Annotated in this window: 9 protein-coding genes and 1 pseudogene; 3 read left to right on the forward strand and 7 right to left on the reverse strand. The window is 31.5% G+C overall.

Annotation, left to right across the window (positions count from 1 at the left end; translation table 11 throughout):
• Nucleotides 1-14: 14 nt before the first annotated feature.
• Entirely contained in the window at nt 15-2,132 is a 2,118-nt protein-coding gene (locus tag EAG11_RS13855) for a TonB-dependent siderophore receptor (RefSeq protein WP_129539693.1), read from the reverse strand.
• A 105-nt stretch (nt 2,133-2,237) separates the two neighbouring features.
• Here EAG11_RS13855 and EAG11_RS13860 point away from each other — a divergent pair, with 105 nt between their 5' ends.
• The gene (locus EAG11_RS13860; protein ID WP_129539694.1) at nt 2,238-3,146 is read left to right on the forward strand and encodes a DUF6607 family protein; all 909 of its coding nucleotides are present in this window, start codon (nt 2,238-2,240) and stop codon (nt 3,144-3,146) included.
• 76 nt (nt 3,147-3,222) lie between these two features.
• Here the strand turns inward: EAG11_RS13860 and EAG11_RS13865 are convergent.
• From EAG11_RS13865 to argS, 3 genes and pseudogenes are all read right to left on the reverse strand, one after another.
• Nucleotides 3,223-4,062 (reverse strand): annotated as a pseudogene (locus tag EAG11_RS13865) (IS3 family transposase); the annotation flags it as partial.
• Nucleotides 4,056-4,586 (reverse strand): helix-turn-helix domain-containing protein, encoded by a 531-nt coding sequence (locus EAG11_RS13870; protein ID WP_129538344.1) that lies wholly within the window; start codon nt 4,584-4,586, stop codon nt 4,056-4,058. The gene EAG11_RS13870 and the pseudogene EAG11_RS13865, both read right to left, overlap by 7 nt.
• Nucleotides 4,587-4,649: 63 nt before the next feature.
• The gene (gene argS, locus EAG11_RS13875) at nt 4,650-6,431 is read right to left on the reverse strand and encodes an arginine--tRNA ligase (RefSeq protein WP_129539695.1); all 1,782 of its coding nucleotides are present in this window, start codon (nt 6,429-6,431) and stop codon (nt 4,650-4,652) included.
• A gap of 320 nt (nt 6,432-6,751) precedes the next feature.
• Between argS and EAG11_RS13880 the strand changes: the two genes are divergently transcribed.
• Nucleotides 6,752-9,151, forward strand: coding sequence for an outer membrane beta-barrel family protein (locus tag EAG11_RS13880; RefSeq protein WP_129539696.1), 2,400 nt, complete (start codon nt 6,752-6,754; stop codon nt 9,149-9,151).
• A gap of 85 nt (nt 9,152-9,236) precedes the next feature.
• Here the strand turns inward: EAG11_RS13880 and EAG11_RS13885 are convergent, their stop codons facing one another.
• Complete coding sequence (locus EAG11_RS13885) at nt 9,237-9,908, reverse strand: copper homeostasis protein CutC (protein WP_129539697.1); 672 nt, start codon at nt 9,906-9,908, stop codon at nt 9,237-9,239.
• A 159-nt stretch (nt 9,909-10,067) separates the two neighbouring features.
• Nucleotides 10,068-11,075 carry a 3-oxoacyl-ACP synthase III family protein gene (locus EAG11_RS13890; protein WP_129539698.1) on the reverse strand — a complete coding sequence of 336 codons (1,008 nt, stop codon included), beginning with the start codon at nt 11,073-11,075 and terminating at the stop codon, nt 10,068-10,070.
• Nucleotides 11,076-11,339: 264 nt separating this feature from the next.
• Between EAG11_RS13890 and EAG11_RS13895 the strand changes: the two genes are divergently transcribed.
• Nucleotides 11,340-13,754: a prolyl oligopeptidase family serine peptidase gene (locus EAG11_RS13895; RefSeq protein ID WP_129539699.1), complete on the forward strand. Its 2,415-nt coding sequence runs from the start codon at nt 11,340-11,342 to the stop codon at nt 13,752-13,754.
• 106 nt (nt 13,755-13,860) lie between these two features.
• On the opposite strand, the gene EAG11_RS13900 is transcribed toward EAG11_RS13895, so the two are convergent.
• Nucleotides 13,861-14,811 carry an ABC transporter ATP-binding protein gene (locus EAG11_RS13900; protein ID WP_129539700.1) on the reverse strand — a complete coding sequence of 317 codons (951 nt, stop codon included), beginning with the start codon at nt 14,809-14,811 and terminating at the stop codon, nt 13,861-13,863.
• Nucleotides 14,812-14,886: the final 75 nt, after the last annotated feature.

Consider the following 14,886-nt stretch of genomic DNA (forward strand, 5'->3'; position numbering starts at 1 on the left):
ATTTGATTTTATATTTAAAGATTAAGGTTATATGCTAATTTTATAAAATAAGAGCGTCCATAAGCAAGCATCAGATCAGAAGGCCCTGCATGCCCCGCAGATTGACTTGTTTTAGTCTGATTAACATTGGTTACATTACATATGTTTCTAGCTCCAATTGTAGCTTCTAACTGGTTTTGTAAAAAAGTTTTTCGAAGAGATGCATCAAGCCAATTACTTGCTGATATATCTGAAATGACATATTCTGAAGTAGTCTCTATAAATTGTTGTGATTTTCCGTTGTATTTATAATAAGCAGAAAGAGTTGTTCCCCATTTCGGGATTAAATAAGAAACACTACTATTTAAGTTAAATGAGTATAAAAATTTATCATCCGAAGAAAACTTTAGATTTTCTATTTTACGAGAAACACCAACCAAAGATGCCCCAAAATTGAATGTCAAATTCTCTATTTTGAATTGATTCATTGTAGATAAATTCCACATTTTGTATTTACTAATATTAAAATATTGATACTCTGGATTTCCTGTATCTGGATTAGATCTTACCCAAGCCATATCAATTCGATCATTTACATTAAGAAAACTTCCTGCTAGCGTATTTGATATTTGTAATCCTGAAGCTAAAAAAGATATCTTTTTCAAACTGGCTTCAAAAGAATTACTAGTTTCTGGAATAAGATTTTCATTTCCAATAAAAAAATGGCCGTCAAAAATTAATTTTGAATACAACTCTTCAAAAGTTGGTGTTCTAAATGAACTTCCAAATGAGCTGCGAAGTTCAATTCCTTTATCAAATAAATATCTTAAACCTAATGATGATGCATATTGATTATCAAATTTAGATTGAGCTGAAAAACGCAGTCCTGGACGAATTGAAAATCTTTCGGTTGCCATAATTTCTGAAGAAGCAAAAAAATCATAATTCTCAAGTCTTTTACGAACTGGAGTAAACTTATTACTTCCTTCCTGAACCAATGAATAGCCTTGATTATTTACAAACTCATATCCTAATTGCAAATCAACTTTTTTGTCTGAGAAAAAATTACTTAAAGTTCCCGTAGAATAAAGGACTTCCATTGACTGATCTTTAGTAGTCGCATTATCTCCTTCATTTTTAGTAAATAAATAATATTTAAATGTTTCAACATCTCTTTGTTGCTTTTGATGCGAAAGCGAAACATTATAATTCAATTGTGAAAACAATTTACCAGTAGCATTTAAATTATGAAAATACCTATTAGTAAAATATCTTTTATCATCTGAGTATCTATACGAGCCTAATGCAGGATCATATTGTGATTGTACTGTAGCATTATAGTAATCTACATCTTCCTTCAAATATTCAAATTTGTAAAAAAATCGAAAATTATTTTTATGATAAGCAATTAAAGCTGTACTGTTTAGCTGTTCTTTCGGCAGCCATCTATATCCACGAGACTCATCATTTTGAATATAATCTTTCCCTTTTTTGTCATCTAAAAAGCCTCTAAAGTCATTTCGATTAGCTCCTAAACTTACAAACCAATTTTTATTAAAAGTGTGAGAAAGTTTAAGTGACTGTATATGACGTCCTTCATTAAAAAGCGCATATTCGTCTTTAACCGTTTCCTCTTGTACTGAAGCTGTCATACTCCATTTATATTTTGATGATTTTTTTGTAATTATATTTAAAACACCACTAACAGCATTACCTCCATATGCTACTCCCATCGAACCTTCCACAATTTCTATCTGCTCAACATCATTCAAATTTATTTGAGATAAATCGGTATTATTCCCCAAACCAGCTTCATTTACCAAAGGCACATTATCTACCAAAATCTTGAAATATTGTGCATCTAATCCAAATAGCGATACTGTAGAGCGCCCACTTGTTCCGCTTGGCCTTACATTAATATTCAAATACTGATTCAGAACATCTGATAAATTGTTGGCAGCCAAATTCTGAATGTCTTTGTTTGTAATCACACGCACATTAAAAACTGACTTTTTTATAGATTGTGGTTCAAATTGCCCCGTAACAACAACTTCTGATAATTCGTTGGAACGAATACTATCTTTTTGTTTTTGCTGAGCAGAAAGCGTTTTACAAAATACTAGAGCAACAAATAGGATGATTTTGATTTTCATTATTTTTAATTAGTCTTAATAACTTCGGCAAATATATAATTATTTTAATTCATTCTAAATAAAATTTATATATTTGCTAAAAATTTTAAATCAAAAAAACTAGTTATGATTACAAAAAACCTCTGTTTATCAGCCGTTATGGTGTTATCAGTAAATTTTGGATTTAGTCAGGAATCGAAAAAACAACAAGACATTAAATCAATAAAGTCAATGTGCGGTTGTTATGAAGTGAAATTTAATTTTGCTGAAACGTTCCAGTATCCTAAAGATTCTCTTACTTACAAACCTTCAGAAACAAAACACGAATCTGCTTTAGAATGGGTAGAGTTATTAGAAGATACTCCTAACAAAATAGTGATGCAGCACTTATTAATAGTAAGTGATGATATGATTATCAAACACTGGAGACAAGACTGGTTATATGAAAACACTGACTTGTATTTATTTGACAAAGGAACTTCTTGGAAATATAAAAAATTAGATACAAAAGCGGTAAAAGGGCAATGGTCTCAAAAAGTATATCAAGTAGATGATAGCCCAAGATATGAAGGTTCTTCTTCATGGGTACATGTAGACGGGCAAGATTACTGGGTAAATACTACCGATGCGCCGCTACCTCGTAGAGAACAAACAAAACGTAATTATTATAATGTTCTAAAAAGAAGAAACATTCATGAAATCACAGCTACTGGATGGAATCATGAGCAAGACAATGACAAATTGATTCGCGGTGATAGCGGAAAAGATGTTTTGTTAGCACAAGAAAAAGGAATGGATGTGTACACTAAAGTTGCAGACATTAAATGTATCGCTGGGCAAAAATGGTGGAAGGAAAACAATGCACTTTGGAAAAACGTTCGTGATAAATGGCAAACTCTTTTTGACAGACATCAAGACTTAAACTTAGAAGCTAAAGTAGATAGAAAAGCACTTTATTCTCTTTTGTTTGATTTAAAACCAACTGCTACAAAAGCAGAAACAGATGCAATCATCAACAAGTTTGTAAAAAAATAAAATATTTTGTGTTAGTTATAAAAAGAGCCGTTAGTTTAAAACTAGACTGCACCCAAAAGTTTAGACAAATTTATAATTAATTTTGATAATGATGAGCTCGATATTGTATCGGGCTCATTCCTTTTAAATTCAGTTTGATTCTTTCATTATTGTAATATTTTATATATTCTATAATTTCCTTTTTTAGATGATTTATGTCTTTAAATTTCATAATATAAAATAGTTCTGATTTTAATATGCCAAAGAAATTTTCTATAACTGCATTGTCTAAGCAGTTTCCTTTTCTTGACATACTCTGCACTAATCCTTTCTCCTTCAAAAGCTGATGATATCGCTTCATTTGATACTGCCAGCCTTGATCGGAGTGTAATATTAAATTAGTATCATTTGATATTCTTCGAAAAGACTTTTTAAGCATATTGGTGATTTGATTAAAATTTGGTCTTTCAGATAAATCATAACTTATTATTTCCCCATTGAAAAGATCAATTATAGGTGATAAGTACAATTTATTACCTGAGATATTAAACTCAGTTACATCGGTAGCCCATTTTTGATTGGGTTTATCAGCCTTAAAATTGCGCTGCAATATATTAGGAGCTATCTTTCCTTGTTCTCCTTTATATGATCTGTACTTCTTGATTCTGATTAAACTTTTTAATCCTAAAATTTTCATCAATCGCAACACTGTCTTGTGATTAATTAAAATTCCTTTTTGCTTGATTAATAAAGTAATACGCCTGTAACCTAATCTACCCTTATGATGATTGTAAATCTGTTTAATCAAATCTTTAACATCTTTGTATTTATCAATTACTTGACTTCTTTTTTCATAGTAATAATAAGTACTTCTAACCATGTTCGTACAATTTAGCAAGAGGTCTAAATCATATTTATGCCTTAGTTCCATTATGGTTTGAGCCTTTTGTTTTGATTGGCTTGTTCGGCTTGAACTAAGGCGTTGAACTTTTTTAAAATTTCGTTCTCAGCTCGTAAATACTCCAGTTCCTTTAAAAGTTCTTCTTCCCTAGTTAAGGGTTTGTCTGTTTTTCTCTGTTTTCTCTTAAAATTCATAGATCTGGGTCTTCCTTTAGGTTTAGATGATAATCCCTCTAAACCAAAGTTAGCAAAATCTCTTTTCCATCTGATAATAATTGAGTCTGAGGGAATGTTAAATTTTAAACGAGCTTCCCTTAGTGATAATAAATCCTTATCTATTGATAGTAATACTTTTTGTTTAAAATCAATGGAATAGACACGATTCTTCCGTGGTAACAATCCGATTGTTCCATATGCTCTGTAAAAGCTAACCCATCTACGAATATTTGACTCACTAATACTCTTTTCATTAGATACCGCTTCACTGGAGTATCCTTTCTCGATAACTAACCTTACACATTCAAGTTTGAATGCGTAATCATACTTGACTTTTCTTTCCATAAAAATGCCCCCAAATAGTGTCTAACTTTTTGGGGGCAGTCTAAACTAACGGCTCTTTTATTTTTACATTCTTTCAGGAACTTCTATTCCTAATAAACTGAAACTTGATTTTATAATTTCTCCAACTTTCTGAGAGAACTGTACTCGAAAAATCTTTTTGGTTAAATCTTCTTCTCCTAAAATATGTACTGATTGATAAAAGGAATTATACTCTCTTACCAAATCATATGTATAATTAGCAATTAATGCTGGACTATGATTATGTGCTGCATTTTGGATTACTTCTGGGTAAAGCTCGATTTGTTTCACCAATTCTTTTTCTTTTTCATGAAGCTCTTCGATTCCTGTTAATGTAACAGAAAAATCAAAATCTGCTTTACGAATAATCGACTGGATTCTGGCATAAGTATATTGAATAAACGGACCTGTATTTCCAGCAAAATCAACAGACTCTTCTGGGTTAAACAAAATACGTTTCTTTGGATCTACTTTTAAAATATAATATTTTAAAGCACCAAGTCCGATTGTATTATATAGCTTAGCTTTTTCATCGTCAGAAAAACTATCTAGCTTACCTAAGCCTTCAGATATTTCTTGAGCTGTATCGGTCATTTCCTGCATTAAATCATCGGCATCTACTACAGTTCCCTCACGGCTTTTCATTTTTCCCGAAGGTAAATCAACCATTCCGTATGATAAATGATATAAGCTTGAAGCCCAATCAAAACCTAGTTTTTGAAGAATTAAGAACAATACCTTAAAATGATAATCTTGTTCGTTTCCTACTGTATAAACCATTCCTCCAACATCAGGATGATCTTTTACACGCTGAATTGCAGTTCCTATATCTTGCGTCATATAAACTGCCGTTCCATCCGAACGAAGTACAATTTTACGATCTAATCCTTCATCTGTTAAGTCAATCCAAACTGAACCATCAGGATCTTTTTCAAAAATCCCTTTATCCAAGCCTATCTGAACAACATCTTTTCCTAATAAATAGGTATTACTTTCATAGTAATAACTATCAAAATTTACTCCAAGATTTTTATATGTAATAGCAAAACCATCATAAACCCATTGATTCATTTTGGCCCAAAGTTCTTTTACAGCTTCGTCTCCAGCTTCCCATTTTAAAAGCATTTCTTGTGCTTCTAAAATTATCGGTGCTTGTTTCTTAGCTTCCTCTTCGGTTTTACCTGCTTGAATTAATTCATTGATTTGTTCCTTATAAACCTTGTCAAATTTGACATAGTAATTCCCAACCAATTTATCTCCTTTTAATCCTGTACTTTGGGGAGTTTCTCCGTTTCCAAATTTTTCCCAGGCCAACATCGATTTACAGATATGAATTCCTCTGTCGTTTATAACTTGAGTTTTATATACTTTTTTACCTGATGCTTTAATAATCTCTGCAACTGAATATCCTAACAAATTGTTACGAACATGTCCTAGGTGCAATGGTTTATTTGTATTTGGAGAAGAGTACTCAACAATAATTGCTTTATCTGAAGGATTTGGTTCTACAAAACCATATTTTTTTCCATCTTTTATGCTATTAAAGAAATTCACATAATAAGTATCTGCGATAACAATGTTTAAGAAACCCGAAACCACATTAAAACGAGCTACCTCTGGAAGGTTTTCTACAAGATAGTTCCCTATTTTATTTCCTAATTCAACAGGATTGCTTTTAATCACTTTTAATAAAGGAAAAATAACCATCGTAATATCTCCTTCAAACTCTTTTCTAGTAGTTTGAAATTCGATTTTATCTACAGCTACATCAAATAAGGCTTGTATTGCTTTTTGTATAGAAGGCGTAAGAATTTGTGATAATGACATGTAAACTTAATTTTAAAGACTGCAAATATACTGCTTATTCGTCAATTACAGAAAATGTAAAAGATTTAAAATCTAAGAATATCATGCACAATTAATACTGAAACAATTAAAACATCAACAATTTATTCAACTATAAATCATTGAAATACAAAGCACACTTCATATTTTTTCTATTTTTTTCAAAAATCCTGTAACATAAAACCAAAAGAATAGTCTTAATAGAAACTTTAAATAAATTTTAAACGAGAATAATCAACTTGTATTTAAAGATAAATCATCAATCAAAAAACAATTAACCTATTCTAACAAAATCAAATCCTATGAAACTTAAAATTATCATGTTATTGCTTATCGGAGTAATAACATCGGTACAAGCTCAAAATTCTGGAAGTATTTCTGGAAAAGTACTAGAGAAAGCCACTAATTCTCCAATCTCTTATGCTACCATTGCCGTAAAAGAAGAAGGTAAAACAATTGCAAGCGGAGTAACTGATGACAAGGGAGATTTTAACATAAAAAACATTCCTTTAAAAAATTACCTTTTAGAAATTCAATATATTGGTTTTAAATCATACAAAGCCAATCTTTATTTTAATGAATCAAAAAAAGAATACACTTTTAAAGTTGCTCTTGAAGAAGAAGCTACACAACTTAAGGGAGTAAACATCGTTAGCGAACGTTCGACTATCGAACAAAAAATCGATAGAAAAGTAATTACTGTTGGTAAAGACCTTACTACTGCTGGTGCTTCGGCTTCGGATATTATGAATAATATTCCTTCGGTAAATGTAGATCAGGATGGTAAATTATCGCTGCGTGGAAACTCTAATGTACGTGTATTAATTGATGGAAGACCATCTAACATTGATCCTGCTCAATTGCTAAAACAGATTCCATCTACATCTATTAAAAAAATTGAGTTAATTACTAACCCAAGTGCTAAGTATAACCCAGAAGGAATGTCTGGAATTATAAATATCGTTTTACATAAAAATGCCAATACTGGTTTTAATGGAAATTTCAATGCTGGAATAACTTTTGGTAAAACAGCTAAATACAATAATTCATTAGATTTGAATTACAAAGTAGGAAAGGTAAATTTCTTTGGAACTGCTGGGCGCAACTTTGGAGTTTATGCTAATGGCGGTCAAATTAATAGATTAGACAGAGATTTAACTCAAGGAATTGATGTTACAAGTGATAATGATTCTCACCTTTATAAAATTGGTATGGATTATTACATCAATGACCACAATACTATTTCTTTTTACACGAATCAAAACTCATTTGATGGTTTTACGAATGTAAATACTGATATTAATTATGGTGTAGGTACTACAAATGGTTTTCAAAAATCAAAGTATGACAATAAGAACAATAACAATACCTATAATTTAGCATACAAGCATCTTTTCAAAAAAGAAGGCCATACTCTTGACGTTGAAGGAAATTATAATGATTTCAAGCAACCTCAAACTGCTTATTTCGATTCAAAAAACATTAACAATATAGAGTCGTCAATTTACAACGATTACATAAAAGATGCTAGAAAAAATAGTACTATAAACGTCGATTATGTTAATCCGTTAAATGAGAAAACAACATTTGAGGCTGGTGCCGAAGCAAGAATCACAAGAACAACAAATGATTACGCTACAGAAAATCCTCTAATTGTTCCTGCACAGCGAGCTTCAAATTATACATATGATATTGATATTTATTCAGCTTATGTAACTTTTGGTCAAAAATTCAAAAAATTCAGCTACCAATTAGGAGCACGTTTTGAAAGTTATAAAGTTCAAGCTAACTTAAATCATAATCAATATAAATTTGACGATGATTATATCACGCTATACCCATCGGCTTATTTCACTTATAACCTTAATGAAAATAACACATTCCAATTTAGTTATAGCCGTCGTGTAGATCGTCCTAGTTTAGAACAAACAAAACCAATCCGTGAATTTTCTACCCCATTGACAACGTCTTTAGGGAATCCAGAATTAAGACCACAATTCACTAATTCGGTTGAAATAAACTACACTAAACTTTTTGGCAAAAGTACTTTTACAGCAGGAGTTTATGTAAGAAGCATCAATGATCAAATTAGCCGTACGCTAAAACCTGATGACAGTGATCCAACAAATCAGAAACAAATTATGACTTATGCCAATTTCGACCGCAATACTGCGTATGGATTCGAAATGTCAGCAAATTACAAAGCTACAAAATGGCTAGACGTTCAACCGTCTATCGATTTCTCAAGTATAAAACAGCAAGGAATTGTTTTTATTATTGACCCAGTAACAAACGCTTCAACAGCAATCGATAAAAAAATTGATGCTAACTCATTTAACGCTAGACTTAATGCAAATTTTAAAGCAAATAAACGTTTGAGTTTCTTATTATTTGGATTTTACAGAGGCCCTGTTGATGGAATACAAAACAACAGTCACGATATGTACAAAATGGATGCTGGTACTCGCTACACCTTGCTAGACAACAAAATGACTTTAAGTTTACGTTTTAACGATATCTTCGATACTATGAAATATGCTTTCGATGCTACAAACCCTTACCCTCAAAACGGAGAGTTTACATGGGAGAGTCAAACTGTTTATTTTGGTCTTAGCTACAACTTTGGTGGTGGTAAAAACAAAAGCTTACAACGCAAGCAAAGAGAAGACAACACCAATAAAGGTGGTGGGGGAATGTTTTAATCTATCACCCTAATTTTAATTTTTGAATTATTTTAGTAGTAAAAGCCCAGAGAATTGCCACTCTGGGCTTTTTTATTCAAAGGGTTTACAATTGCGCTTTTAAAGCATTAATTTCAATTGCACTTGCTGTTTCTCCTGAATCAGTAATCGCTGATGAATGAAAAAAAGTGTTTCCTAATTTTTCTTTTAGCAATCCTATATTCGAAGATCGAAGCCCTCCGCCTGGCATAATTACTATTCTATTATTTGCTTTTTGAACAACGTCGATAAGAACATCAATTCCTTCTACCACATTTTTTCCTTGCCCCGATGTTAAGATTGTTTTAAAACCACAACTAATTACATCTTCAAGAGATTTAGCCACATCTGAAACAACATCAAAAGCACGATGAAATGTACAAGGTAGTGGTGCTGCTAAATTAACTAATTCAATGTTTTGCTCTAAATTGACACTTCCGTCTGCATTAAGATTCCCAAATACAAAACCATCAACCTTATCGTTTTTATATTGGATTATACTTTCTTTCATCTCCTGAAATTCAGCATCACTATAGACAAAATCTCCTCCACGAGGTCTTATAATAACATTCAAATCAATCGCAGCTTTTTCTCTAGCAGCTTGAACTAAACTCAAATCAGGAGTTGTTCCTCCTTCTTTCATATTAACACATAACTCAATTCTATTTACTCCATTAGCTTGAGCAATTTCGACAGAATCAAGATTAAAACACGCAATCTCTAATTGACTTTTTTCCATTTTAAAATTATACTTAAACAATTATAGTCTTTGACTTGAATACATTTGAACAAAATCAAACAAACTCTATCTGATAATAAAATTATGTTGAACCGAAATTAAACAAAAAAACCTATTCAGTACTGAATAGGTTTTCTTAAAAAACAAAATATTTTTAAATTACCATTTGATAATTGCGCTTCCCCATGTAAATCCACTACCAAATGCAGCAAGAACTACAGTATCTCCAGATTTAATCTTTCCTTTTTCCCATGCTTCTGTTAATGCAATAGGAATAGATGCTGCTGTTGTATTACCGTATTTCTGAATATTGTTATATACCTGATCATCATTCAATCCAAATTTCTTTTGAATAAATTGAGAAATTCTCAAGTTTGCCTGATGAGGAATCAACATATCAATATCTGAAACCTGCAAATTATTGGCTACCAAACCTTCATTTATAACTTCTGCAAAACGAACTACCGCATTTTTAAATACAAATTGTCCGTTCATATAAGGAAAATAGCTTTCATCGTTCGGATCATTATCTGCTAAGATATCTGTCACCCAACGTGCGCCCATTCCAGGTGCGGTTAGTGATAATTCTTCAGCATGTTGCCCTTCTGAGTGTAAATGTGTAGATAATATTCCTTTTGTAGTATCTTCTTCTCTACTTAAAACTGCTGCTCCTGCACCATCTCCAAAAATTACAGAAACACCTCTACCTCTGGTAGTCATATCTAAACCTGTAGAATGCACTTCTGAACCAATTACCAGAACATTTTTATACATCCCAGTTTTAATATATTGATCCGCTACAGAAATAGCATATACAAAACCTGAACATTGATTTCTTACATCTAATGCTCCAACAGTTTTTAATCCTAAATCACGTTGTACCAAAACTCCAGGTCCTGGAAAATAATAATCTGGACTTAATGTTGCAAAAACAACAAAATCGATATCTTCTTTTGCTACTCCAGAACGTTGGATAGCTATTTCAGCAGCTTTTACTCCCATTGAAGTTGTAGTATCTTCTCCACGAATAATATGTCTGCGTTCTTCGATTCCTGTTCGTTCTTGTATCCACTCGTCGTTAGTATCCATTATTTTTGACAAATCGTCATTGGTAACTACATTTGAAGGGACATAATATCCTAATCCCGCTATTTTTGAATGATACATATTTTTTTATTATTCGTTAAAAATTTGGATTGCAAATCTAAACATCTTTTAAAAATCATGTACACAATTTAGTCATTTTTTCGTAATTAACAATTCGATATACTATTCTCACTGACTTCCTTTTACAACTTCATATTAAATCATAAGAAAAATACCTTTATATTATAAAAAAACATATCTATATTCTCTTTCATTATTATAATGTAACAAGTTTAAACTACTTTAGACAAATTATAACAATCCTTAATTATAAAAGTTTCAATCATGAAATTAAAAATTATCTTACTCCTATTTTTAAATCTTGGCTTAGTAGCTTCCGCCCAAGAAAACCTAACGTATCAAAAGCCTTCAAAATCAATTTTGGATTTAGCTGATTACGAAAGAGCTCCCACTGTATCAATGGATACAAAAAAAGAATACATGCTGTTAAGCTACAGAAACACCTATAAAACCTTAGATGATTTAAGCCAAGAAGAACTTCGTTTAGCTGGTTTAAGAATTAATCCTATAACTAATATTTCGAGTACAATAACGTATGCTAAAAATCTCAAATTGAGAAAAATCAGCGATACTAAAGAAATAGAAATAGCAAATCTGCCAACAAATCCACAAATTAGCTATACTTCATGGTCACCAAATGATAAGAAGATTTTATTTACCAATACCACAAAAACTGGAGTAGAACTTTGGATTATAGATGTTGCTACAGCAAGAGCAACTAAACTAACCGATGCTACATTAAATGCTAATCTTGGAACTCCATTTAGCTGGTTTAATGACAATGAAACTATTTTAGTAAAAATGCTTCCTAAAAACAAACCAGCATTATTAGACTCTAAAAAAGATTTACCTACTGGTCCAATTGTTTCAAATGCCGATGGTTCTAAATCACAAAATAGAACCTATGCAGATATGTTGAAAAACAAAAACGACGAAATCAATTTTGAAAACATCATTACTTCTGAAATCTATAAAGTAAACATCAACAATGGTACAGCTACTTTATTTAAAAATGCAGCAATGTATTCTTCTGAAAGAATTTCTCCTGACGGAAACTACATAATGCTAACAACAATTGAGAAACCGTTCTCTTATATTGTTCCATTAAACAGATTTCCATCAAGGGCAATTGTTTATGACAAAAACGGTACTGAAATAAAAACCGTAAACGAAGTACCTCTTTATGAAATTATGCCAAAAGGTTTTATGGCTGTTCGTAATGGAAAAAGAGAAATGTCATGGAGAAATGACAAACCTGCAACACTTTCTTATGTGGTAGCTTTAGATGAAGGAAATCCAGCTAATAAAGTTGATTTTAGAGATGAAGTATTTCTTTGGAATGCACCATTTAACACCGAAGCAACTTCATTAGTTAAAACACCTCAACGTTATAATGGAATTATTTGGGGGAATGACAATACAGCAATCCTCTCAGATGAGTGGTATGACACACGCAATACTAAAACTTATTTGATTAATCCAGCTGAACCTACTCAAAAACCAAAACTGCTTTTTGATAGAAATTCACAAGACATCTACGCAGATCCAGGTAATTTTGAGTACAAGAAAAATCAGTACAATAAATATGTTCTTGCTATAGAAAACGACAATGCTTTTCTTCTTGGAGAAGGATTTACAAAAGATGGTCAATTTCCTTTTATTAGCGAACTTAATCTTAAAACATTAAAAACAAAACGTCTTTATACTTCATCATTTAAAGATAAAAAAGAAGAAATTTTAAGCATTGAAGATTTTAAAACAGGAAAAGTTTTGGTACAAATTCAATCCAAAAATGATTATCCTAATTATTATTTCAGAAACATCAAGAAGCAAAATAGTTTAACTCAAATTACTTTTTTCAAAAATCCATTTGAAAGCATTAAAAATGTAAGCAAAGAGGTTATTAAATACAAACGAAAAGATGGTGTTGAATTATCTGGAACTTTATATTTACCTGCTGGATATGACAAGGTGAAAAAAGAAAAACTACCGTTGTTAATCTGGGCTTATCCTGCAGAATACAAAGATAAAAACAGTGCAGGACAAAGTAGCCAGAACCCAAATGAGTTTACATTTCCTTATTATGGATCATTTATATATTGGGTGACTAAAGGTTACGTTGTTCTTGACGATGCTTCTTTCCCTATTATTGGAGAAGGAACTACTGAGCCTAATGATAATTTTATAACACAACTTGTTGATGATGCTGAAGCAGCTATAGATGCGGTTGATGCTTTAGGATACATAAACAAAAAGAAAGTTGCAATTGGAGGACATTCATACGGAGCTTTTATGACTGCTAACTTACTTACACATTCTAATCTTTTTGCTTGTGGAATTGCAAGAAGTGGAGCTTACAACAGAACATTAACTCCTTTTGGTTTCCAAACAGAGCAACGTAACTATTGGGAAGTTCCAAATGTTTACAATGCAATGTCGCCTTTTATGCATGCTGATAAAATGAAAACACCACTGCTTTTAGTACATGGTGAAGCTGATAATAACCCTGGTACTTTTACTTTACAAACAGAACGTTATTTTCAAGCTATAAAAGGATTAGGTGGACCAACGAGAATGGTTATTTTACCAAAAGAATCTCATAGCTATGTAGCTAGAGAGAATATTTTACATTTGCTTTGGGAGCAAGATCAGTTCTTAGAGAAAAATTTAAAAAACTAAATTTTCATTAGACTATTTATAAAACAAACCCGACAGGTTTTTAAAATCTGTCGGGTTTATTGTTTTATAGGGCTAAAAAAATTATCTAATTACCACATTATCTAATTTACAGATAATTTAAACTTAAAAATATTTCCTGCTCCAGAGGCAAATCTATTTCACTTTCAAAAAAGATCAATTGCCTTTTATAAACTGTTTCAATTAAATAGTGATTCCCTCTAAAATAAGTTCTTCTAATCTTTACTGGCAAGTTAGATTCTACCACCATTTTTAATTGATGCGGATATACCAGCGTTTTATGCATTTCATCTTCATAAGAAACCAATAAATGAGTAGGAACTTCATTTACTTCCCCAAAGAGCGACGCTACATATCTAGTTTCAGGGTCTTCGTAAATTTTTGTTGGATTATCTTTAACAAGAACTTCACCGTTTCGCATTACAATTGCTTCATCTGCAAACGACAAAGCATCTGTACTATCGTGGGTAGCTATTATACAAGTAATTCCTTTTTGCTTTAAATATCTAAATAGGTTTCGGCGTAAAGCATTTTTACGAAAAGCGTCGATTTGGCTAAAAGGCTCATCCAATAAAATTACTTCGGGTTCTAAAGCCAGAACTCTTACCAAAGCTACTCTTTGTTTTTGCCCTCCACTCAATAAGTTTGCCTTTACATTAGAAAACTGTTCCATTTCTACCATTTCTAATAGTTCCTGAACACGTAGTTTCTTCATATTAGCAAAACCATTTGAAAGAAACTTACCTACATTTTCAGCAACTGTTTCAAAAGGAGACAGATCAAAATCCTGGGCTAAATATTTCATATACGGCATCCCTGGAACCAAATTATACTTTGGACCTAAAATTGGCTTTTCATTATAAAAAATCTTGCCTTCATTTAAATCATATAACCCATATATTAATTTAAGAAGTGTACTTTTTCCACAGCCACTCTCACCAATAATAGCAATATTTTCACCTTTATTTATGGTAAAAGAAACGTTTTTTATTACAGGCTTTTCGGTATACGAAAAGGAAATATCTTGAACTTGAAGCATTGGTTGGCATTGAAAAATTGAGGATACAAAGATAGTTCCTTTACCAAAACTAAATCAGAGAAAGTTATTAAATTA

The organism is Flavobacterium sp. 140616W15, assembly GCF_003668995.1.
Classification (GTDB): Bacteria; Bacteroidota; Bacteroidia; order Flavobacteriales; family Flavobacteriaceae; genus Flavobacterium.